The sequence below is a fragment of the Parasphingorhabdus sp. W113 genome, assembly GCF_055693205.1.
In genome coordinates, this window is record NZ_CM146328.1 from 2,219,003 (window position 1) to 2,242,590 (window position 23,588).

The 23,588-nt window shown below is 57.0% G+C and carries 18 protein-coding genes; 7 read left to right on the forward strand and 11 right to left on the reverse strand.

What is annotated here, in order from left to right:
* The first annotated feature begins 3 nt into the window (after positions 1–3).
* The gene (locus tag ACZ1GS_RS10700) at positions 4–390 is read left to right on the forward strand and encodes a hypothetical protein (RefSeq protein ID WP_472695174.1); all 387 of its coding nucleotides are present in this window, start codon (positions 4–6) and stop codon (positions 388–390) included.
* A gap of 41 nt (positions 391–431) precedes the next feature.
* On the opposite strand, the gene ACZ1GS_RS10705 is transcribed toward ACZ1GS_RS10700, so the two are convergent.
* The 3 genes from ACZ1GS_RS10705 to ACZ1GS_RS10715 are packed head-to-tail and all read right to left on the reverse strand — an operon-like array spanning position 432 to position 3,618.
* Positions 432–1,682, reverse strand: coding sequence for an ABC transporter permease (locus tag ACZ1GS_RS10705; protein ID WP_472695175.1), 1,251 nt, complete (start codon positions 1,680–1,682; stop codon positions 432–434).
* Positions 1,679–2,389, reverse strand: a complete 711-nt coding sequence (locus ACZ1GS_RS10710; protein WP_472695176.1) for an ABC transporter ATP-binding protein — start codon at positions 2,387–2,389, stop codon at positions 1,679–1,681. Before ACZ1GS_RS10710 ends, ACZ1GS_RS10705 begins: the two co-directional genes overlap by 4 nt.
* Complete coding sequence (locus tag ACZ1GS_RS10715) at positions 2,389–3,618, reverse strand: efflux RND transporter periplasmic adaptor subunit (protein ID WP_472695177.1); 1,230 nt, start codon at positions 3,616–3,618, stop codon at positions 2,389–2,391. Before ACZ1GS_RS10715 ends, ACZ1GS_RS10710 begins: the two co-directional genes overlap by 1 nt.
* Positions 3,619–3,846: 228 nt before the next feature.
* On the opposite strand from ACZ1GS_RS10715, the gene ACZ1GS_RS10720 reads away from it, so the two are divergent.
* Together ACZ1GS_RS10720 and ACZ1GS_RS10725 are read left to right on the forward strand one after the other, a co-directional pair.
* Positions 3,847–4,332 (forward strand): GAF domain-containing protein, encoded by a 486-nt coding sequence (locus ACZ1GS_RS10720; protein ID WP_472695178.1) that lies wholly within the window; start codon positions 3,847–3,849, stop codon positions 4,330–4,332.
* A 162-nt stretch (positions 4,333–4,494) separates the two neighbouring features.
* Positions 4,495–5,922 carry an RcnB family protein gene (locus tag ACZ1GS_RS10725; protein WP_472695179.1) on the forward strand — a complete coding sequence of 476 codons (1,428 nt, stop codon included), beginning with the start codon at positions 4,495–4,497 and terminating at the stop codon, positions 5,920–5,922.
* 145 nt (positions 5,923–6,067) lie between these two features.
* On the opposite strand, the gene ACZ1GS_RS10730 is transcribed toward ACZ1GS_RS10725, so the two are convergent.
* From ACZ1GS_RS10730 to ACZ1GS_RS10745, 4 genes are all read right to left on the reverse strand, one after another.
* Positions 6,068–6,817 (reverse strand): arginyltransferase, encoded by a 750-nt coding sequence (locus tag ACZ1GS_RS10730; RefSeq protein WP_472695180.1) that lies wholly within the window; start codon positions 6,815–6,817, stop codon positions 6,068–6,070.
* A gap of 215 nt (positions 6,818–7,032) precedes the next feature.
* Entirely contained in the window at positions 7,033–7,272 is a 240-nt protein-coding gene (locus ACZ1GS_RS10735; RefSeq protein ID WP_472695181.1) for a hypothetical protein, read from the reverse strand.
* Between the two features lie 203 nt (positions 7,273–7,475).
* Complete coding sequence (locus ACZ1GS_RS10740) at positions 7,476–9,146, reverse strand: amidohydrolase (protein ID WP_472695182.1); 1,671 nt, start codon at positions 9,144–9,146, stop codon at positions 7,476–7,478.
* A gap of 8 nt (positions 9,147–9,154) precedes the next feature.
* A complete protein-coding gene (locus ACZ1GS_RS10745) occupies positions 9,155–10,033 on the reverse strand; it encodes an NAD(P)-dependent oxidoreductase (RefSeq protein WP_472698123.1) in 879 nt (292 codons plus the stop codon).
* A gap of 59 nt (positions 10,034–10,092) precedes the next feature.
* Between ACZ1GS_RS10745 and ACZ1GS_RS10750 the strand changes: the two genes are divergently transcribed.
* From ACZ1GS_RS10750 to ACZ1GS_RS10760, 3 genes are all read left to right on the forward strand, one after another.
* Entirely contained in the window at positions 10,093–11,346 is a 1,254-nt protein-coding gene (locus tag ACZ1GS_RS10750; RefSeq protein WP_472695183.1) for a threonine ammonia-lyase, read from the forward strand.
* A gap of 372 nt (positions 11,347–11,718) precedes the next feature.
* Positions 11,719–14,730 (forward strand): S8 family peptidase, encoded by a 3,012-nt coding sequence (locus tag ACZ1GS_RS10755; RefSeq protein ID WP_472695184.1) that lies wholly within the window; start codon positions 11,719–11,721, stop codon positions 14,728–14,730.
* A gap of 73 nt (positions 14,731–14,803) precedes the next feature.
* Positions 14,804–17,428: a putative bifunctional diguanylate cyclase/phosphodiesterase gene (locus ACZ1GS_RS10760; RefSeq protein ID WP_472695185.1), complete on the forward strand. Its 2,625-nt coding sequence runs from the start codon at positions 14,804–14,806 to the stop codon at positions 17,426–17,428.
* 134 nt (positions 17,429–17,562) lie between these two features.
* On the opposite strand, the gene ACZ1GS_RS10765 is transcribed toward ACZ1GS_RS10760, so the two are convergent.
* Complete coding sequence (locus tag ACZ1GS_RS10765) at positions 17,563–18,330, reverse strand: hypothetical protein (protein ID WP_472695186.1); 768 nt, start codon at positions 18,328–18,330, stop codon at positions 17,563–17,565.
* A gap of 268 nt (positions 18,331–18,598) precedes the next feature.
* Between ACZ1GS_RS10765 and ACZ1GS_RS10770 the strand changes: the two genes are divergently transcribed.
* Positions 18,599–19,759: a hypothetical protein gene (locus tag ACZ1GS_RS10770; RefSeq protein WP_472695187.1), complete on the forward strand. Its 1,161-nt coding sequence runs from the start codon at positions 18,599–18,601 to the stop codon at positions 19,757–19,759.
* Here ACZ1GS_RS10770 and ACZ1GS_RS10775 read toward each other — a convergent pair.
* Genes ACZ1GS_RS10775 through ACZ1GS_RS10785 form a run of 3 tightly spaced genes read right to left on the reverse strand, consistent with a single transcriptional unit; the run spans position 19,741 to position 23,391 of the window.
* Positions 19,741–21,024, reverse strand: coding sequence for an FAD-binding domain-containing protein (locus ACZ1GS_RS10775; protein ID WP_472695188.1), 1,284 nt, complete (start codon positions 21,022–21,024; stop codon positions 19,741–19,743). The two genes, ACZ1GS_RS10770 and ACZ1GS_RS10775, sit on opposite strands and share 19 nt — an antisense overlap.
* 59 nt (positions 21,025–21,083) lie before the next feature.
* Positions 21,084–22,199 carry a dihydropteroate synthase gene (gene folP / locus ACZ1GS_RS10780; protein ID WP_472695189.1) on the reverse strand — a complete coding sequence of 372 codons (1,116 nt, stop codon included), beginning with the start codon at positions 22,197–22,199 and terminating at the stop codon, positions 21,084–21,086.
* Positions 22,200–22,233: 34 nt separating this feature from the next.
* A complete protein-coding gene (locus ACZ1GS_RS10785) occupies positions 22,234–23,391 on the reverse strand; it encodes a DNA methyltransferase (protein ID WP_472695190.1) in 1,158 nt (385 codons plus the stop codon).
* Between the last annotated feature and the right edge of the window lie 197 nt (positions 23,392–23,588).

Sequence of the window (23,588 nt, forward strand, 5' to 3'; positions counted from 1 at the left end):
CATATGGCTTATGCGGCCTCAGGGTCCGAAGGCTATCTCAAATGCCCGGACACCCACCCCTATATCCTACCCGCTTTCACATTGGGTGCGTGGTGGACGACCGATGATACGCTCGACCGCACCGGCAATATGGATCCAATGGCCAAAACCTGGCACTTTTCGTCAGATCGCATGGCGGGCATGGCTCCTCATACGCCAGGTTCCACATTCCACTCCGACTGGTTCGGCGCCTGGGATGACGATGTTATGGCGATGTGGACGGCCAATTGCATCAACAAATTGCTGAACTGCTCCGGCGGTGATCTCGGCAATGGCAAACAGCTAAAGCGTTTTGACGGCTTTAAATGGAAAGCCGAACCGCGCCTTGTGCCAGCGCCCAAACGGGTTTGAATTCAGGGCCTTGCCGCTTGTCACATGATGACCGGCAAGGCCTATTCGCTGCGCAGCGCTTCGATCGGCGACAGTCGGGATGCGCGGATCGCTGGATATCCACCAAAGGCCAGGCCGATTAGCGCGGAAAAAATGATGGCACCAATCGCCACGCCAAAACCGATCGGGACCGGGAAATCCGCATAAGCGGTCAAAGCCGCGCCCGCAGCCAGGGCCAGCACCAACCCCATGCCGCCGCCGATGACACAGAGCACCGCGGCTTCGACCAGAAACTGATTGCGAATATCACTCCGTTTGGCGCCCAGTGCCATGCGCAAACCAATTTCTCTCGTACGCTCGGTTACGCTCACCAGCATGATGTTCATGATTCCGATTCCGCCCACCAACAGCGAAATCGAGGCGATCGCCACCAGCACGACCTGGAATATCCCGGTGACTTGGGCGGATTCCTTCATAAACTCCTCAGTCGTCCGGATCGTGAAGGGATTGATGTCCTTGCCGCGGACCCGATAGCGCTCGCGCAGTAATTTGGTGATCTCCCGCTTTGCCTTGGGCAGAGAAACACCATCTTCAAAACCGACGAACAGCATTTGCAGGTCATCAGGGCCTGCGAGACTGTCTCCGGAAAAACGCTGCCGCGTCGTCGTGATCGGCATGATCGCGACATCATCATTGTCATTGCCAAAACTGGAACCCTTTGATTCCAGAATACCAATGATCCGAAAAGGCGCCCGATTGATCCTGACAGTCTCGCCAATAGGATCATAGTCGCCAAACAATTTTCGGGCGACGGATGGCCCGAGCACCACAACCCGTGCGGCGGATCGCACATCCGCTTCAGAGATGAACCGCCCCGAGTCCGCCGCTGCATTGGAAACTTTTGCGTAACCCGGCGTCGCACCAATCGCGCCGGTCGAAGCGTTGCGGCCTGCCACCACCAGCTGAATGCTGGTCCGCAATTGCGGGGCGATGTCGGTAATGCCTTCAATTTCCTTTTCAATCGCGCGGGCATCGCGCATCGTCAGGCGGCCCCGGTCAAAGGTTGAGCGCCTGCCCTCCCCTTCTGGCTGCGGGAAGATCAAGGCCATATTTGAACCCAATGCGTTGATCGACCGCATGACTGACACTTGTGCGCCCGACCCCACTGCCACCGCCAGCGTAACGGCAAAAACGCCAATCATCACACCCAAAGTCGTCAGAATAGAGCGCATCAAATTGGTGCGAAGGGCCGTCATGGCAATCGCAATATTCACCATCCAGCTGGCCAATATCGGCATCAGACTAAACCTCATGATGCCACCAGTTGCCGATTCACAACCGGCGCGTCCTCGATCAGCTTGCCATCGCGAAACTCGATCCGGCGCTTGGCATGGTCGGCAATCTCGGTTTCGTGAGTGACCACGATGATAGTAATGCCAAGATCGTTTAGCGACTGAAATATCTGCATGATGTCTTCCGACGTCTTGCTATCCAGCGCCCCGGTCGGCTCATCAGCCAGAAGGATCAGCGGCTCGGTAACCAATGCCCGGGCGATTGCGACCCGTTGCTGCTGTCCCCCGGAGAGCTTTGCAGGGCTGTGATCCAGGCGATCGCCAAGCCCCATATCTTCCAGCTTTGCCTGCGCCTTCGCGCGCCGATCCGTGAGGTTCATGCCGGCATAGATCAACGGTACGGCGACGTTGTCGAGCGCCGTGGTTCTCGCCAGCAGATTGAACTGCTGAAACACAAACCCGACTTTCTGGTTGCGCAACGCCGCCAGCGCATCGCTGTCCATGTCCCGTGTCGCAATGCCATCAATCCGCACGTCGCCCGATGTCGGCACGTCGAGACAGCCGATCATGTTCATGAAGGTCGACTTGCCGGAGCCGCTTGCTCCCATGATCGCAACATATTCGCCCCGGTCGATGGTCAGACTGACGCCGTCCACGGCGCGCACGGTTTCGCCACCCAGCTCATAATTTTTGACCAGATCAACAGTTTCGACCAGCGCCGGCTGCATCAGGTATTTCCGACGGCGGATTCATCCTCGTCATCCTCGTCATCGGTCTTGAGATTGCGGGACCGCACCAGAACCGTGTCTTTCTCCGTCAGGCCGTCGCGTATCTCGACAAAATCTTCACCGGCCAAGCCAATGGTTACGGTCTTTTTGACCGGTTCATAAGGATCTTCGGTGGCAACCCAGACTGTTGCTGTCCGCTGTTTCGGTTTGGCTTGATCAAGGGTGCTCCCATTCGGCAGGCGCTCGCTCTCGTCTTCATCCGGCCGGTCTTCTTTGCGCGGACGAAACCGGATCGCCGTCGCCGGCACTCGCATGACCTTGGCTTTCTTGCCGGTCACGATCTCGACATTGGCGGTCATGCCGGTCAACAGCTTGCCTTGTTTGTTGTCGACGTCGAGAATTACCAGATAACTGACGACATTTTGTGCCTCTGTCGCAGATTTCCGGATTTGACCGACTTTCGCAGCAAAAACATCGTCCGGATAACTATCCACCGTGAACCGCACCGGCTGCCCGACGCGGACCTGCCCGATATCCGCTTCATCGACCGACGCCTCGACCTGCATGCGACTGGTATCGGCCGCGATCTCGAACAAATTAGGCGTCTGAAAGCTGGCCGCTACTGTGGTTCCCGGCTCGACCAGTTTGTTGATAACCACGCCGCCAGTTGGTGCAATGATCGTCGTGCGATTAAGGTCCAGCTCGGCTGATGACAGTTCCGCCTGGCTTTGGGCGATCTGGGCCCGCCCGCTCTGCGCTTGCGCGCGGGCCGTACTTAAGGATGCCCTTGCGTTTGCCAGAGCGTTTTCCGCCTGATCAATACCGGCCTTGGATACAAAGCCTTTTTCCGCCAGCTGTTTCTGTCGGTCAAACTCGCGTGACTGCACTTCAAAATCGGTCTTGGCCCTTACGATGGCGGCTTCAGCTTGGGCCAGGGTTGCCCGCGCCAGCTCGACCTGGGCACGCGCCTGGGTGACACGGGCTTGCGGACGGGTCGGGTCAATCCTGGCGAGAACCTGTCCGGCGGTTACCGGCGAATTGAAATCAACATAGACTGCAGTGACCTGACCGGAAATTTCTGATCCGACATTGATGGTATTGAGCGCGCGTAATTTACCACTGGCGGAAACAATTCGCGCAACCTCTCCCTCGGAAACCGGTGCAACAATATACTCATAGTCCGGGGCGGTGGGAACAATCAGCTTGTACAGGATAGCAATGACGATCAACGCACCAATGCCAGCAAACCAAGGATGGGCACGACCCCATGTTAACATACGACCAATAATCACAATTCTCCGCGCAACCCTATGCCCGAAGCTATGCCACGCACACCCGATATAGGCAAATCATTGTCTTCCTGCCTGGGCGTCAATGAAGCGCGATCTCCGCGCACCAAGGTTCACACCGAATTTGCGCTCTTGATCCCGACACATAATCCCTGATAGCGGCGCAGCATGTATGATTTTTCGATAGCAAATGACCAAAATCCACAACGGTTTTATGACGATCTGACTGCGGCAGCCAAAGCGCTGGTCGATGGCGAGCCGGATGCGATTGCCAATATGGCCAATATCTCCGCGCTCATCTGGCAATATTGTCCGGACCTCAACTGGTCCGGATTTTACCGGGTAATCGAAGACGAGCTCGTTCTCGGGCCGTTTCAAGGCAAAACAGCCTGTATTCGCATCGCCATGGGCAAAGGCGTCTGTGGTACAGCGGCAGCCGAAAACCGGATCCAGAGAGTCGCGGATGTCCATGCCTTTCCAGGGCATATCGCCTGCGATGCAGACAGCCGCAGCGAGTTGGTGATTCCGGTCGTTGTCGACAACAAAGTCATCGCGGTGCTGGATCTCGACAGCCCGGTTCCCGACCGCTTTGCCGCCTCGGATGAGTCCGGTCTCGCCAATCTAGTGACCGCTATTGCGCCCGCACTGGGCTAGCGGACGGGTTGGACAAACTGCCCCATTTCGAGACAGTGTTCTGAAACAACCCTATTTTACAACTGCATAATGGCCAAATATCGCTGCAAATGGTAACCATTGGTTAACCTTTGCACGGCGGGTCAACCCTGTCGCTGCTTTCAAATCAGGGAGTTGTTAACCATGAAGACCGTCCTATTTGCTGGCCTTGCGGGCGCATTAGCCTTTGCGCCCGGAACGGCTATTGCCGCCATCGACTCGGGTGCAACCACTGCACAATCGCAAACGCCGGTCGACATTGGTTTTGCTGCTCCCGAAGCGCTCGCATCCGGCATTCAGGGCGCGAAAAAGATGATGTCCAAAATGGGCGGTCATAAAATGGGCGGTCACCGCATGAACACGATGCGAAAAATGGGCCGCCATCATATGAATGGCCGGCGCTTTCGCGACGGATCCCGGGTCCGGATGGGCCGCATCGGCCATCGCCGGGGCTATGTCGCACCGCGTCGTGGCTTCAGATTGCCGCGCACCTTCATCCAGCCGAGTTTCTTCATCGCCAATTATGGCACCTATGGTCTCAGCCAGCCATCCTATGGCTATGGCTGGTCACGCTATTATGACGATGCCGTACTGACCGATCGTCGCGGTGTTGTCCGGGACAGCGTCAGAAACGTCGATTGGGATCGTTACAATCAGGGCTATAATGATGGCTATCAGGCAGCCCAGGCCAGCTATGATCACAATGTCCTGATGCAGGATGACCGCGTCGTCGCCACCCCTTCCGGTGCCTATGGCGGATCATCAACCTATCAAGGCGACTGGAATGGCGCCTATCGCGATGATGGCAGCTATCAAGGCAATTGGCAGGGCACCTATCGGGACGCCGAAGGGCAAGTCTATGAAGGCGAATATTCCGGAACATTCGTTGGCGATGCCAATGTTGCCCCCGCTGGCGCGAGCTATGCCAATGGCAACCCGCACTGGAGCGATGATCGTGCAGCAAAGGATCAGGTTTTGCGCCATGATGACCGTCGCTATGACGATCGCAATGACGAACTGGCCTATCTCGCGCGGTGCAGAAAAAGCAGCGGCATTGGTGGTGCGGTCGTCGGCGGCGCAATTGGTGCACTGGCTGGCAATCGTATCGCCGGGCGCGGCAATCGTCTCGGCGGCTCGCTGATCGGCGGTGGCGTTGGCGCCTTGGCGGGAGCAGCCATCGATCAAGGATCTGATCGCTGTCGCAAACTGCTCAAGAAATATGGCGGCCGTCCGCAGCACGCACAGGCGCCGCATTATCGCGCGCCGGTCCGGTCGCAGCAGCATCCGCAATATCGCTATCCGAGCGGCTGGCAGGGCGGCTATTATTATCCGGCCTATTACCAGCAAGTTCAGCCAGCGGTGACCACAATCGTGATCCAGTCGGCGCCGGTGACAACCACCACCACGACAACCACGACCTATATTGATGAAGAAGTTGTCTACAAGAAAGCCAAGCCGGCCAAGAAGCGTTGGGCACCCAAACCCAAGCGGGTCTGGAAAGCGAAACCCAAATATCGCGCGCCAGCTCAGGTGAAAGGATGTCAGCAGGAACGCTGCCTCTATCCGGACTGACAAATTACGTAAGATTCTGAAACCCCGCCTTTCCGATCGGAAGGGCGGGTTTTCTATGCGCGGTGTTAGGGCAAGGCGCACGCGATAGAATCCGTTTTTAGGAAAATATTGGCCGCTAGTACGATTGTTTCAAACTAAGGCAGCGCTATTTCCCGACTGCGCCAGCATCGAACAACCGCCAGCCATCAGGGCCCAGTTGTTCCAGTGGCTGAAAACGGATCTTATATTCCATCCGCCGCGATCCGTTGACCCAATATCCAAGATAGACATAGGGCAAACCGGCTTTGCGGGCGCGCAGGATATGGTCGAGGATGATAAAGTTACCGAGCCCCGCACGCTCTGCATGGTCGGCATCAAAAAAACTGTAAATCATCGACAGGCCATCGCCCTGCTTGTCGGTTAGGCAGGCACCAACCAACCGGCCTTTTTTACCGTCTACGGGCGGTTCACGATATTCAACGACATAGCTTTTGACCGGTGATTGCTCGATCATATCGGAATAGTCCATCTCGTCCATTTCGGTCATGCCGCCGCCCGGATGGCGCTTGGACAGATATTTCTGGAGCAATGCAAATTGTTCCTCGGTTGCCCAAGGCTCACACGCCTCCACGACGAGGTCCTGGTTGCGCCGGAGCAATTTTCGCTGCGTCGCATTGGGCTGGAACTCGTGAGCGAGCACGCGGACCGAAATACAGGCTTTGCAATCAAGACAGCTCGGGCGATAGGCAACATTCTGGCTCCGGCGGAATCCGATCCGGCCCAGCGCATCGTTCAGTTCATCCGTATGGGGGCCACTCAGCTCGGTGAAGACCTTGCGTTCGCTTTTACCCGGCAGATAAGGACATGGGCTGGGGTTGGTCACAAAAAAACGCGGAAAGCGAACCGGAGCAGTCACACAACTACCTTTTCATTGCCTGTTTGAGAATCGTTGACATTTATATGCCTCGGGACAGCGGCGATGAAAAGGCAATTTACCACATTGTAACCCTTTGTGGATGGGAATGCCCCGCGGAATAGCGGGTATGGTCAGAAAATTCGTCGACCATCATTGTTGGAGACAAAAAAAACGGGGCGAAAACGCCCCGTTTTTCATAGATTCGAATTCAGGCCTCAGGGGCTTGTTGGATCGTCATCATCGTCAGCGATAATGATGATGCCTGCAATCACTGCAGCAGCAGCCAAAACACCGATGATGATGCCGGAGCTACCTTCGAGTTTCTCAGCATCTGCTTCAGCAGTTGCGCCAATGCGCTCAGCTACAGGAGCTGTGCTTTGCACGGCCTGGGCCATTGCAGGGGCGGTCATGAGGGAAACAGCTGCAACAGAAGCTGCCAATTTCTTAAAGTTCATTTCATACTCCAATCAGGATATTATCATCACAAGGTTCCAGCCAAAAATGACTGAGCACCCCCTGATAGTCCAATAACGCCGCGCGACTCTTTTTCTTTGGTTGCATCCGTTATCTCGTAGACGAATACGGCCAACTAGTGAGAAACGCAAGTTTTTAGCGACAAAACTTGTTTAGTTGCCTTTATAGCGAGTTATCCCGTTCTTTATGGCGTTTTTCTTACATAGGCCGGACGGCCTGAAATCCAAGTCTGCTGCACGGTGATATCACGGATCTCGCGCGGCGGAACCAGCATGATATCTTTGTCGATGATCACGAAATCCGCACGCATGCCCGGTTGCAAACTCCCCAATCGATCCTCTGCAAAAGCGGCATAAGCCGAATCAACCGTATAGGCTTTCCATGCCTGCAGCCGGGTAAGCCGCTCCGCCGGCAGCCAGCCGCCAAATGGCTCGCCATTGGCATCTTCGCGCGTAATCGCAGCCGCAAGACCGGGAAAGGGGTTAACCGATTCCACCGGCACATCCGTCCCGAAGGCTAGTCGTCCGCCCGCATTCAAGATCGATTTCCAGGCATAAGCGCCTGCCAGCCGGTCCGGGCCCAACCTGGCTTCAGCCATCAAGCGATCGGAGGTTTGGTGCACCGGCTGCATCGAGGCAATGGCGCCGGTCTGTGCAACGCGAGGCAAATCAATCGGGTCCAATATCTGCGCATGCTCTATGCGCCAACGCCGATCCCCTTTGTAGCTGCCTTGCAATTCTTCGATTGCGGACAGGATGTCATCATTCGCCTTGTCCCCGATTGCATGGACAGCGGTTTGAAAACCATCCATCGCCGCGCGGCTCATCTTGTTCTTGAGCTGCGCGGGGGTCAGCAGTGCCAGACCGGACAATCCGGCTTTGTCGGCATAAGGCGCTTTGAGCAAAGCCCCGCGCGAACCCAACGCCCCGTCAATATACAGTTTTACCCCCGCCAGCTTGAGCCGGTCATCGTAGAGCCATGGCGAAGGCCCTGGCCCCGCGATCGCGATCATATTGTCGATTTCGGCGGCATAGGATACAATCCGTACGGAAAGCTGGCCCTTGTCCCCTGCCCGGCGAAAGCTTTGCCAGTCCTGCATCGTTGTGCCCATATCAGCAATCGCTGTCACGCCATTGGACAAGAGGATTTCCTGCGCCTTCATCAATGCAAGATCGCGCTCGACCGGCCGCGGTTCCGGGATCGCTGAGTCAAACAGGGACTGAGCGTTGTCGACGAAAATACCGCTCGGCTTGTCACCAACTTTTTCAATGGCCCCGCCGGACGGAACTTTTGTCGCAGCAGTGATACCCGCCGCCTTCATGCCGGCGCTGTTCACCCAGGCGGCATGGCCATCAACGCGGCTCAGAAAAACGGGGCGATCAGGCACAATTGCATCCAGCTCTGCCGCCGTTGGGAAACGGCCCAATCCCCAGGTTTCCTGATTCCAGCCGCCGCCGATAATCCACTGCCGGTTGGGATATCGGGTCGCATATTCGCGCAACGCCTGCTGAGCTTCGGCCAAGGACCGGGTCGCCGACAGATCCAGCGTCAAGGCGCCAAAACCGAGCCCCATGACATGCCCATGGGCATCAAAAAAGCCGGGGATCAGGGTTTTGCCCTCTCCGTCAAACTGAAACTCGACATCTTTGGGCCGCTTGTCCTTGCGATCGAGCAATGCTTTGACACGTCCGTCATCATCAATGACCATCGCGGTGAACCGCTCCAGCTCGCCATCGGCGTTTAGCGTCAGGCCGTTGACATTTTCGATCAAACCCTCCGCCGCGACCGGTGTGCCACCGATCGCCAGTGCCAAAGCCATCGCCATCCCGGCAAGCTTGCCTGAAATATACTGCATATTATCCCCTATATTCCCTTTTTGCCCGGCAAGCGTGACACCAGCGCACTGGTGTCCTTGCGGCCACCCCCGGCAGCCTGCACCTCTGCATAAAATTGATCAACCAACGCAGCGACGGGCAAAGTCGCGCCATTGGAACGCGCTTCCTCCAGAGCCAGCCCCAGATCCTTGCGCATCCAGTTAACCGCAAATCCAAAATCAAATTCGTCCTTGGCCATGGTGGCCCAACGATTGTCCATCTGCCAGCTTTGCGCAGCACCGCCGGAAATCGCGTCATACACCTTATCGAGGTCCAGCTTGCTGGACTGCGCAAAGCGCAGGGCTTCGGACAGCCCCTCAAGTACGCCGGCAATCGCGATCTGATTGCACATCTTTGTCGTTTGGCCAGCCCCGGAACCACCCACATGCACAATCCGCGCGGCATAGACCGACATGATGATCTCGGCCGCGGCAAACGCTTCCTTGCTGCCGCCGCACATGATCGACAGCGCGCCCTTTTCCGCTCCTGCCTGGCCGCCGGACATTGGCGCATCAATCACATGAATGCCGCGTCCCTGCCCTTCCACTGACAATTGGCGCGCGATCCGGGCAGAAACCGTCGTGTGGTCAATGAACAGGCTGCCGCTTGCCATGCCGCCAAAAGCGCCTTCTCGTCCCATCGTGACCGAACTGAGGTCATCGTCATTCCCGACGCAGGTTATGACAATCTGGGCATCCTGCGCCGCTTCGGCGGGATTGTCGGCGGCCTTTCCGCCATGATCTGCGACCCATTTGTCGGCCTTTGCGCGCGTGCGATTGTAAACAGTCAGGTCATGCCCAGCGCGGATCAAATGCCCCGCCATTGGCCCGCCCATAACTCCCAATCCGATAAATCCAATTTTTGCCATGGCTTGAGCCATAATCATTGTTTCCCTGATTGGCCAGATGGGTTAGGGCCTGATCCACCATGACTGATCAAAACACAGCCCGTGCGCCTGCTGCGCTTCCGTCTTTCGACTATGCCGATGTCACGGCGGCTCATGCCCGCATTCGGGACCGGATCGTCCAGACCCCGACGCTGAAAAGCCTGACCTTGTCTGAACTGGCGGGGGCAGAGGTCTATCTGAAGTTTGAAAATCTGCAGTTTACCGCAGCCTACAAGGAGCGCGGGGCGCTCAACGCGCTGTTGCTCATGAACGAGGACAAGCGGGAAGCCGGCGTGATCGCCGCATCCGCTGGCAATCATGCACAGGGCCTCGCCTATAATGCGAAGAACCTCAACATCCCTGCGACAATCGTCATGCCAACCACGACACCGATGGTGAAGGTTGAACAAACCCGGGGCCATGGCGCCGAAATCGTGATGGCGGGCGGCAATTATGACGAAGCCTATTCTCATGCACTCGAACTGGCCGAACAACGCGGCCTGACTTATATTCACGCCTTTGACGACCCACGCGTGGCGGCCGGCCAGGGCACGGTTGCGATCGAAATGCTCGAGGACGTGCCGGATCTCAACCGGTTGATCATTCCGATTGGCGGCGGCGGCCTGTTTTCCGGAATGGCAACAGCTGCCCATGCCATCAATCCCGACATCAAGATGACCGGCGTTCAGGCTGCGCTTTATCCCAGCATGTACGGAAAACTGCACGGTAAGGAGGTCACCCCCGGCGGTGATACGCTGGCCGAAGGTATTGCGGTGCGCAATCCCAGCGAGTTTACCGCCGCCATCATCAAGGATCATGTCGACGAAATTCTGCTGGTCGGAGAGGCGCAGCTCGAAGGGGCTGTAAGCCTTTTGCTGCAGATCGAGAAAACCGTGGTCGAAGGCGCTGGTGCCGCTGGACTGGCCGCATTGCTCGGGAACAAGGAAAAATTTGCCGGAGAAAAGGTCGGACTGGTGCTATGTGGCGGCAATATCGATACGCGGCTGCTTGCCAACGTCCTCCTCCGGGACCTCGCCCGTTCCGGCCGCTTGGCGCGTCTCCGCCTGCATCTGCGCGATCAGCCCGGGGCGCTTTACAATGTCGTCAAACAGTTTGCCGAGCATGAAGTCAATATCATCGAAGTCTACCACCAGCGCGTCTTCACCAACCTGCCGGCCAAGGGCCTGATCACCGATATCGAGTGCGAAGCCAAGGACAAGGAACAGCTGGAAGGTCTGATCATCGATCTGAACAAGGCCGGCTATGATGTCCGGCAGGTAGAACTGGCGGACTGATCCATCGGCAGAGCCGCGCATAACGCGCTATGGCGTCGCCCGTCTGATAGCGATGCCAACTCGGTTCGCGCGACCGCAATTACCAACTAGCTTTCCACATATAGCGCCATGTACCGGGCGAAAAACCCATTTCCGAATCTGCGACAACCCCTTAAGTTTTTTCGTCTTCAGTGCCATTTTGAGCGATAAATCTGCATATGTTTCGGTGCCTTAAGCGGTTTAATCCGTCTGCGGTCAAAATTTCTGAAGACGAAATAGCTCAGAAAATCGGGCCCGGCGGTGGTTACGGTGAAGTTAATCCATTTTTTTGCGCGCTGGTTAACAACTGACCCCTATTTCATTCATCATAGTTCGTGGGTGAACGGGGAACAAATGAAACGACCAGTGAAATATCGCTCCAGCGGTTTGGCAATTGCGACCATTATATTTGGTACGGCCTTGGCATCTGCTGCACAGGCTGCGGAAACTGCGCCGGAAACGGCATTTGCCGTGACGGACGAAGCGGCTGCGGCCGAGCATGCGCGCCCTATCGTTCCGATGAGCGGCAGCATCGATCCGTTCTCCGGAACGATTGATCCCTTCTCGGGAACTATTGACCCATTCTCGGGCAATGTCGATCCGTTTAGCGGCTCGATTGACCCGTTTTCTGGCAATATCAGTCCGTTCGAAGGCAATATCGATCCCTTCGCCGGCAATATCAATCCATTCCATGGCGAAGTGCGTGCGCTCTGGGGCGCGATCAATCCCTTTGCCGGCAATGTCGACCCTTTTGGTGGAACGATTGATCCTTTTGCGGGGGCCAAGGATCCCGATTCCGGTCATATCCTGCCGAGCTACAGCGCGATGAACAGCTTCTGGCATCGGTTTGGGGCCAGCTGGAGAGACACCAATTTGCAGCTCAATGACATCGCCAAATATGGCACGAGCCGCTGGCGGACCACGCGTCTTGATTTTCAGATCACGGACCTGATCAATCAGTCCAAAACCGTTTGGGGGTCCGCAATAGAAGCGCGTACCGGTCAATCCTTTGAGGCCGCGTTTCTAAATCCACTGTTCACGAAATTTGATATTTCGCAGGATCGCGCGGCAGGCTTTAGCGCCCTGACCATGGCCCAGCGGGCCCAGTTTGTGACCGAGTGGTTTGACGGGCTAATGGAATATACCGGCAATGACCGGGTGGACCACTGGATGAAAGCCATCAACTGGACGCCGGAACTCACCAAAATCCAGGGCAGCGGCGCTGACAGCATCATCGGCATTCTTGATTCTTCCATCGTCAATGATCCAGACCTCGAGGGCAATGTGTTCCATTCCGGTGGATATGAAGCCCATGTTGGTGGCCACGGAACCGGCGTCGCCAGCCTGCTGATCGCCGACCATGATGGCCGCGGTGTCATGGGCATTGCGCCCAACGCCTCGGTGGCAACCTATAATCCGTTTGATCACACCGGCAGCGCATCCTGGGATGATATTCAGGACGGCATCGTCTCGCTGAAGAGCGCGAACGCCAGCGTCATCAACATGTCCTTGGGCGTGTCCGGCTGGACGCTGCATCCCGAGTGGAACAATGTGTTGAATGACGCCGATGTCGCCAAGAGCAGCAAGAATACGGTTTTTGTTGTTGCGGCGGGCAATGACGGTCTCACACAAACGCAGAATATCGAATGGAACGCGGTCCAGGACACCGGGTTGATCGTTGTCGGGTCGATCGATCCGATCGGCAATATCTCCAGCATATCGAACCGTCCGGGTTCGACCTGTCTGCTGGAAGATGGTGTCTGCCGGGACAGCAACTATCTGCGCGACCGGTTCATTGTCGCACCGGGCGAGCTTATATTGCTGGCCGATGGCAGCGGCGGCGTGACCCGCCGGTCGGGAACATCCTTTGCCGCGCCATTGGTGTCGGGTGCGATCACATTGCTGCACGACCGCTGGCCCTGGCTGGCACAACATCCCGAGGAAACCGTGAGTATAATTCTCGATTCCGCACGGGATTTAGGTGATCCGGGCGTGGACGATGTCTACGGTGTCGGCTTGCTGGATGTCGAAGCCTCCCAATCGCCGCTCGATTTCGGCACGCTTGAAATCTATCAATATAGTGGCGGCCAGCTGACCACCCAGACCACCGCACAGATTTTGGCCGGGGGCGTTGGCGACACGTGGAATGCAGACGGCGTGTTCCTGACCATGTTCGAAACAATTGGCGATACCTATCGTGATTTTGTCGTACCATTTTCAGACCAGCTGATTGGTCAGCAATCCAGCGTGACCGGTTCGGAAGAATATTTTCAGTCCTATATCACCGATCGTTTTGTCGACTGGAATACGGGTGCATCAAACCTGACGGCCAGCGGTGGATTTACCGATATTGCAAGCTTTGCAAGCCCCAACCGGGACGGGTGGACTTTTGCAATTTCAGCAAGCAATCCAACCCGTTACCTGCAAAGCGGCCGCCAGGGTGAAATTCCTCATAGCGCCGTGCGCTTCGGCGATGCTGCAGGAAAATTTGCGTTTAACGCGGGTTATGGTGAAGGCGCGGTCGCCTTGCTGGGCCAGCAATCCTTCGGTTTGACGTCGGATTATGACGCGCATACGGGCGGCCTGAACCCGGTGCTTGCCCTCGCCTCTGGCGGCGGCTTTGTCGATGCGGAATTTGCCATTTCGAAAAACACCAAAATCGCGTTCGGTTTGACCAACAGACGCCTGGATCATTCGGAAAACCAGGAGCTGACGCAAGCGGAACGCGCGCGTCTGCGCGATGCAAGGGACTATCAGGCCAGCGCTTTCAACCTGCGCATGACCCACAAGCCGATGAAAGCGGCCACGGTCAGTGTAAGCTTTGCGAGCCTGAATGAAAAAGATGGCCTGCTGGGCGTCCAATCCGCTCTGGATGGCGACTTGCGCCACGGTTCACAAAGCAGAACGATGACCGTCGGTGCCAGTTTTGATCTGCCGCACGGCGTCAATATCGCCGCGTCGGCAACCGCCGCGCTGACCCGCTCCAACGGCGGCAGCGACCAGAATTTGCGGACCGACGGCAATATCAGAAGCTCCGCCTATGCCTTTTCGATCGGCAAACAGGGCTTGATGCGCAAAGACGATCGGGTCCGCCTGTCCTTTACGCAGCCCATGCATATCGAGAATGGTGTGGTTGAATATAATGCGGTTGAAGTGATCGATCGATCGACCGGCACAATCGGCAATGTGGCGCGTGAGTTCAGCATCGCCGATCAGAGCCGCCGGTTCACCGGAGAATTTCTTTATGCGACCCCGATTGTCGGCGGTGGCGAACTCTCCTTCTTCGGACGGGCAGAATATGGTTCAAATTCAGCCAATAATGTTAACCAAATAATAGCAGGTGGTTTGCTAAACATCCCATTCTAAGAGCTTTTTTGGGGAATGGGCTGTTGTTTCACGCGCACCTCTGAACAGGCCATAGGCTGACTTGGGGGACAGGATGCGGGAACGGAAGATCATAGCGGCGCTTTTGCTCGTCGCGGCCTGCCATGGCACCAGCGCCCCGGCCCTGGCAGAAGAAGAGGCGGCGCCTTCGCTATTTGACGCGCAGATCAGCGAAACCAAATCATCGATGATGTCCGATCCGGGTCAGGCCTTGAAGTCCGCCCGCAAGGCTGCGGATATGGCAAAAGCGATGCCGGAGGCCGAAGCGGCCATCGCTATGGCGACAAGCCAGTGGCTGGAAGGCGAAGCGCTGACCCGGTTGAACAAACCCAAGCAGGCACAGCCGGTCATTGCGAACGCTCTGAAGCGGGTCAATCAGGTCGCTCCCAATACCAAATTGCATGGTGACCTGCTGAAATCCTCCGCCGCAATTGCTAGTCAGACCGGCAAGGTCGAACAGGCACTGGCGATGATGCATGCCGCCTATCGCATATATGAAAAGCTCGATCAGAAACGCAGCCAGGCGATCATATTGCACAATATTGGCTCAATCTATTACGAAGCCCGCGATTATCCGCGGGTATTGAGCTATTATGATCAGGCAAAATCGGTCTATGCCGATGATCCTGCGTTAAACCTGTCGTCCCATAATAATCGCGGCAATGCCTTGCGCGACATGGGCAAATATGCCGATGCGGAGCGGGAATATGGGCTTGCCCTTGCCGTCGCAGAGGAAATGGAAAGCCCGCTGCTGCAGACCCGGATATTGACCAACCTCGCCTTTGCGCAATATGCACAGGGTGATCTCAAAAGAGCTGACAAGACAGCGATTTCAGGCCTGGGCATGGCAAGTGATGCCGCGGCAGAATGGGAGCCTTTTCTGTGGGGCACTAGAGCCAAAATCGCGGTTGCCGACAACCGGCTGACCCAGGCTGAAAATTTCATCAACCGCACCTTTGACGGCGTCGACCTTACCAGTTCGACCATGTCCTATCGCGACTATCACGCTACCGCGCATGAGATCTTCAGCGCGCTTGGCCGCCACAAAGAGGCGCTGGACCATCTCCGGGCCTTCAAGCGCCTGGATGACAATGGACGCGATTTGGCGGCATCGACCAATTCCGCCTTGCTGGCTGCCCAATTTGATGATGCCAATCGCGAGCTCGAGATTTCCAAGCTCGAAGCGAAAGAAGCCCAACGCGAGCTGCTGCTCGCACAATCACAGACCACGCTGCGTTATACCAGCCTGCTGCTGGCCGTCGCCTTTGCGGTGATCGGGGCGCTGTTCCTAGTTGTTGTCACTGTGCGGCGCAGACGAAAAGCGGTCAGCGCAGCCAATGCCAAATTGTCGCATGCCGCCCGGCATGATCTTCTCACCGGCTTGGCCAATCGCCGTTATTTCCGCAGTCTGCTGACAGATGCGCTGCAAAATGCCCGCGAGACCGGTGCCCGCTGTGCTGTGATGTTGATCGATCTCGACCGGTTCAAAACGGTCAATGATACGCTCGGGCATAATATTGGCGATCAATTGCTGTGTCATGTCTCCGGCCATCTCAAGAAGGCGGCGGGCGACGAAGCGCATGCCGTGCGGCTTGGCGGCGATGAATTTGCTTTGGTGATCCCGGAAATCGAAGATGACCAGGCGCTTACGAATCTGGGTGATGACGTGATGCAGCGGATCAGCGGCACGCACAGCATAGACGGGACGTCTGTCAATATCGGGGCCACCATTGGAGCGGCCGTCGGACCAGCGGACAGCGACGAATTCCAGAAACTGACCCGCTGCGCCGACCTCGCGCTTTATCACGGCAAGGAATCCGGCCGCGGCCAGTGCGTCCGCTACAAGAAATTCATGCAAATTGAAGCGGATGAGCGCCATATTCTCGAAAATGACCTGCGCTCGGCACTGGAAGACGGCCAATTATCGGTTGCCTATCAGTCGATTGTCGATGCCGAGAGTGAAGAGATTATCGGATATGAATCGCTGCTCCGCTGGGATCATCCGACCCGGGGCGAGATTTCACCAGCCGTTTTCATTCCGATTGCCGAAGAAGCGCGGTTGATCGGGACCATCGGATCGTGGGTTTTGCGGACCGCCTGCGCGCACGCGCAGACCTGGCCCGATCATGTACGGCTGTCGGTCAATGTCTCGGCTTTGCAGGTCGAAGGCGATGGCCTGGCCAACAGCATCATCGGCGCGCTTGCCGCCAGCGGCCTTGATCCGGAGCGGCTCGAGCTGGAAGTTACCGAAAGCGTGTTCCTCGACAATCACGAGAAAACCGATGCCACGCTCGAAAGCTTGCGCTCGCTTGGCATCAATCTGGTTCTTGACGATTTCGGAACCGGCTATTCATCGCTCGGCTATCTGCGCCGTGCCAGCTTTTCAACGATCAAGATCGACCGCAGCTTTGTGAAGTCAGCAACCCAAGGCGCAAGTGAAAGCCTCGCGATCATCCGTGCCATTGTCGCCATGGCGCAGGAACTGGGAATGCAGACAACTGCAGAAGGTATTGAGACAAGAGAAGAAATGGCGATCATGCAAGAGCTGGGCTGTACCCAGTTGCAGGGCTATCTATTCTCGCGACCGACCAAATCGGTGCTCGGTCAAAGCGACGGCGCGGTTGCCCAACCCGCCATCTCTGACGCCTATGGCGAGCGCGAAATCCGTAAAGCCGGCTAATCGCCATCACCGCCGCGAACCTGAAAAAAACGGCACAAATAAAATGGGGCAGCCCTGAGGGGGCTGCCCCGATCTAGTTTCGGGTCGCAATAAACTAGACCTTATCGCCACTACGAGCGATTCTGTTCATGGAATCATTCGACGGGTGCGCCAACATTGAATCCGAAACCCTCGAGTTTCCAGCCTGTACCGTCCAGGGTATAGCGCTGCCTGAAATATACAGGCTTCGGCTTCATCAGAGAATGGCCTTCGAGAAGCAATGCGCCGCTGCGTTCGCTTACACGAGCCCGATCGATGACCTGTTGCCGATTGCGTAGCTCAACATAAATATCGGGATTATTGAAACCGTCGGCAAAGGCCGCATTTATCTGCTCGACCGAGAACTCCTTCTGCCACGCAGCCGAACTATGGTCATAGAGTTTCTGCATGTCGCCTTCCGCAAGCGAATCGCCAAAAATCATCACGGTTTCCAAAAACAGCTCCTGCTGCTCCGCCGGCGAAGGCAAAGGTGGCACATTATTGCTGCCCTTCAGTCCGGAGATTTCTTTCGCAATGGCATAAATTCTCCAGCCGTCTGCACCCTTGACCAGCTCCAAACTGATCGGGATTGCACCACCACTTTCGGTTTCAACGGTTCCGCTCAACTTGCCGAGATTATTGGTAATGGATCGCCCGCCCCAGCTTACCCCAGTGGCCTTGTCTAGTGCATTGTTTGAAAGATAGCGAGCTAGCTCCTCCTTGCTGAATCCAGCTTTGAAATCATCCGACAGCAATGCATAGGCACCGTCCATATCATCGGATTGTACGGCGGCGAAAAACGCGTCTCCGGTCTTGGTCACATCGCCGGTCAACCAGAAAACAAGACCAATAATGGCTGCCAAACCCGCGAACATGCCGAGCACGACCTTTATCCATGTTTTCATCTAAACCCCCGTTTCAAGTCTGTGACCGGCGGAGCCACGCCAAATTGGTACATTGTCCGCCTGATGCCCTTGCTTCTGTTGCCAGCATGATGTGCGATGACGGCAGCCGCCGCCATCCCCAGTTCATGGGATGCGCGCTGGATTCGGTTGTGAATGAGGCAGCGGTCTCGAGGCTTGCATGATTCATTAGGCTCTGGTTCATTGAGCAGCGGTTACGTTCGATCCATCGAAACAAGCGGAGGCGGTGATGGTGTCTGTGGCGCAGGGTTTTTGGTATGGGGCGGCGATCGTGGCGCTGGGTCTGAGTGCGACGGCGCGGGCGGATCCGGGTCAAGTGGCGCCAGCGGGCTGGGCGCGGTCAGAAAATGGCGCCATCACAGTTTACCGGTCGGGAACCGGTCGCGAAGCGATGATCTTCCGCGTGGTCGACAATGTCACCGATCCAGCGCTGACCGTGCAGACCATTGCCGACGGGCTGTCCAGCAAAAGCACCCGCATCGTGCAGTCCGCCGCCAGCCGTCAAGGTCCCCTTGCGATCCATGACACGATCTATGAGAACCGCAATATCGTGATGCAAGCGAAAGTCTTTGGCGTCCGCAAAGCCGATGGTGCCTTCCTCGTTCTGGCCCATCTCGCGCCGCAAACAGAACCGGGTCTCGCCCAACGTCTGCAGTCGAGCGCGCAAAAAATGGCCAAACTTGCATCGGCAACTCCCGCAGCATCCACCCGAAATACCAAGCGAACAACCACGCCGCAAACGGTCGCCAAACCCGCCACCGGCGGCAAGCATCCGAGCAATATCCTGTTTGATCTCAGCTATAAATATGGTGTCGGCGGGGCGGCTTATCCGGTCTATAATCTGGTTGCGCTTTACAGCGACGGGACGGCAGCGAAGTTCGGGGGCTATGCCGTGGATTCTGTCAATATGTCCGCGCTCCGGCGCAAAAGCGCCGGCAATATCGGCCAATGGCGCAAGACCGCCGGCAAGTTTGACGTCCGATGGGGTAATGGCAAAAGCTCCAAGCTGAGTCCCACTGTTGGTCCGCCCCGTGCCTTGCCCAATCGATCCGCCCTCATCGGCCGCTTCCAGGCGATTGGCGGCGGCGGCAATACGGCGATGGGCGGCGGCGTCCTGACCGCGCAGGTCAAACAGTTTGATTTTCGCAGCGATGGCCGGTTCAGCCATTCGACCAAGAAATCCGCCAGTTCGGGCGCCGGTGTCGGCGGCTCGCGATCCGGCAGTGCCGGACGCTGGTCGCTCAACGGCCCGACGCTGACGCTGAATTACAATAATGGCAGAACCGTTCGCACATCGGTCTTTTACAGCGCATCGCGCAAGGCCAGCGCACGCGGCGGGCGCTATGGCGTTTTGTGGATTGGCGGCGACGATTATCGCCGCGCCAAATAGGGATCTTCCCGGTCAGCTGTGCGCGATTTGCAATTCCGCCAGAATCGCGGGGATTTGCTTTTTGAGCGCAAAAATCCCTTCCGGGCATGCGGCCAGACCGTACGATCATAGGCTCGCATGACTGTGACCAGGGCAATATCTTGGGCTGCCAATGCGGTTGATGCCTCGCGCAGACGCCGCGCAACGGGCCCGATCGGTGGTCGAGCCACGACGATGGTTTGCAGCCCCTTTGCTTTTGCCCAATCAACCATAAGAGCGCCCCAATCGGTCCCGTCATCACACACGGTTTCGCAACGAAAATATATGCCTCCGCGCGTAACAGCCTCGGCGACCGCCTGTGGTGTAAATTTCGCAACAACCGGGCTGAGCGGCAACACCGAACGCGCGGTCGGATCGGTCAAACCCAGCAGCGCTTTGGGGTGAGCCGACAATGGCAGCGATTCCGGTGCGCAGTCTTCCTCGGTCACCAGCAACCCATAGTCACCAGCAGCCAGGACGGCATCGGCGGGCAATTTAAGATCAGGCGCGGCCAAGGGCGGCTCTCCCAGCGGCGGCGCTGCGCTCGCCAGCTGTCCTGCCGGATGGAAGCGGGCATTGGTATAGCGCGCGATATTGTCGGCTCTGGCGAGGTAGGTTTTGCCGACACTATGCAGACCGCCAACCCAGCGCCAGGAACAGGTGTTCGAAGCCGGGTCACCATCGAGCAAATGGCGATAGAAAAAGTCGGCGCCCAGTTCCCAGGGCAGCTGGAGGGTATAGATCCAGATACTGGCAAACCACATGCGCGCATGGTTGTGAAGATAGCCATTGGTTACGAGCTCTTCCGCCCAAGCATCAAAACAGGCGATTCCGGTGCGGCCCGCAACCGCGGCCTGATAGCGGTCAGCCAAAACGGCGTCGGCTTCCAGCTGACCAACCTGCTCCGCAACCGCGGTACGATAGCGTTGCCAAACCTCCGGGCGATGTTCCAGCCAGCCCTTGAAATAGCCCCGCCAGAAGACTTCCTGGACAAATTTCTCGGCCGCCGCATAGCTGTGCTTTGCGAAGGTGGCGCGCAGAACCTCTTCTTCCAGAACCAGGCGGTGACGCAGCCATGGAGACAAGGCGGAGATATTGCCCCGCTTGCTCGGGCCGAAATCAAAATTGCGGGATCCCGCATAAGCGCGGCCAGCCTTGGGGGCAAATTGCGTTAGGCGCTGGAGACCGGCCTTGCGCTGCGGCGCCCACATCATGGCTCCATCGCCATCATCAGAAAGAAAAGACATTTGATCCATTGCAAAGGATTAGCGCAGATTGCCAGGCATGGGCAGCCCTGTTTATTGCGTCAGACCTTCGCGGTGACTCCGGCGTCGCGCATCCCGCGCCAGACTTGCACGGCCTGGACTGTTTCCGGCACGTCATGAACCCGAATCATCTGCGCGCCTTGCTGCACCGCATGATGGGCAAAAGCGATCGATCCCCCCAGCCGTTGATCAACCGGTGCTTCCTTGGACAGCGCGCCGATCATCCGCTTGCGGCTCGCGCCAATCAGCAGCGGCTGGCCGAGGCTGTGAAACAGCGCGATATTGTTCATTAGCGCGAGATTGTCGGCGAGCGACTTGCCGAAGCCAAGCCCGGGATCGACGATGATTTTTTCTCGCTCAAATCCGGCAGCGACAACATCTGCGATGCGCTGTTCCAGCCAGTCAAATGTGTCGGTGACGACATTGCCGCCGGACAGACCATAGCCATCGCCCTTGTGCGGATCTTTGCCACTGGAAGGGGCATGCATCAACACCACTGGCCGACCAGACACGCCCGCGACCTCCAGAGAGCGCTTGTCGTGCAGCAAGGCGGAAACATCGTTGATCAGATGGGCACCCGCCGCAATCGCTGCCTCCATGACGGCAGCCTTGCGGGTGTCGATCGACAAAACAGCGCCGCATTGGGTCAGCCGCTCGATCACCGGCACGACGCGCTTGATTTCATCACCTTCCCAAACCGTTTCGGCGCCGGGCCGTGTCGACTCTCCGCCGATATCGATGATCGAAGCCCCGGCTGTCGCCATGTCGAAACCCGCGTCCGCAGCCAGTTGCTCATCGCCGTCATGCTTGCCGCCATCGGAAAAGCTGTCCGGCGTCATGTTGAGAATGCCCATCACATGCGGCTGGTCAAAACGCAATATGCGGTCGCCGCAGGTTAGCGGGTCGTGACGGCGCTGGAGATGGTCATATTGCGTCGCTGCGCGAGATTGCAGATCACCCGTCAGACCGCCGCAAAAATCCGACCATTGGTCTACCGGCACCAGCCCGCGATCCGCCTGGCCGTCGCCGTTGAATATCCAATATTCAATCTGAGAAAACCAAATCAAACTGCTGTTTAATTGCTGATTTTTTTCATCATGATATTGTGGATGATCAAGAAAGCCTGACGGCTTCAGATAGATTTTTGATCCGGCCATTGCAGCCTCCTGCTATCTCAACAAACGGCGCGTTCTAGGGCTCCGTCGCCAGCAAATAGGTCTGACGCAGATCGTCAATCGGCTTGAGGCCCTTGGCGTCCTTGTAATACCAGTAGGTCCAGCCATTGCAGCTCGGCGCATCCTGAACGGTCGCGCCGATCTTGTGGATCGACCCTTCCTGGCCTTCCCAGATCAGTGAACCGTCCGCGCGAATGACCGCCTTGATCTTGCGCTTTTTATCGAACAGCGTTGTGCCCGGCTTGATATAGCCGGTTTCCACCAGGGTCCCAAAAGCAACCCGCGGCTTGGCCTTGGGAGACTGCATGGTTTTCAGAGAACTCTCGTCGAGCGGCAACGCGGCTTCGATCCGCTCCAGCGCCACCTCGCAATAGTCATCCTCCTTCTCGCATCCGATCCAGTTGCGTCCAAGACGCTTGGCTACTGCGCCGGTTGTACCGGTCCCAAAGAACGGATCGAGGACGACATCGCCCTTATTGGTCGTTGCCAGCAGGACGCGATACAGCAAAGCTTCCGGTTTCTGGGTGGGATGGGCCTTGACGCCGTTGCGCTTGAGCCGTTCCTGGCCGCCGCAGATCGGCATCACCCAATCGCTGCGCATCTGCAATTCGTCGTTGAACGTCTTCATCGCGCGATAGTTGAACGTATATTTTGCCTTCTCGCTTTTCGACGCCCAGATCAACGTTTCATGCGCGTTGGTGAAGCGGGTGCCCTTGAAATTGGGCATCGGGTTGGCCTTGCGCCAGATAATGTCGTTGAGGATCCAATAACCAAGATCCTGCAGCGAAGCGCCGACCCGGAAGATGTTATGATAGCTTCCGATCACCCAGAGCGAGCCATTGGGCTTGAGGATCCGGCGTGCTTCCTTAAGCCAGGCCTTTGTGAAAGAGTCATAAATTGCAAAACTGTCAAATTGGTCCCACGCATCATCAACCGCATCCACTTGCCCGCCTTCAGGCCGGTAGAGATCACCGCCCAGTTGCAGATTATAGGGAGGATCAGCAAAGATCAGGTCGACAGATTCGTCGGGCAGCGACTTCATCGCCTCGACACAGTCCATTTTCAATATCTGGTTCAATGGCAGGTCCGCAGGCTTTACCGCCGGTTTTGCCTTTGGTTTTGCCTTGGGTTTTGCCTTTGCTTGGGGCGCGTCAATGCGCTCGATAATACCCATGATGTCTTCGCCCTTTTGTCTGTTGAAGCGCTGAGGGTGAGTCCTCGGCCGCCAACCGTCAAGGCCGTTAACTTAGGTTAAAGCCGTATCTTTATGGTTAACAAGAGCTTGCCCGGGAGAACGAAACGAGTCCGCCACCAGATGTGGAGTCTTGGCGTCGACAAGGGACTCAATCCCTAGTGGTGTGTCCCAAAGGA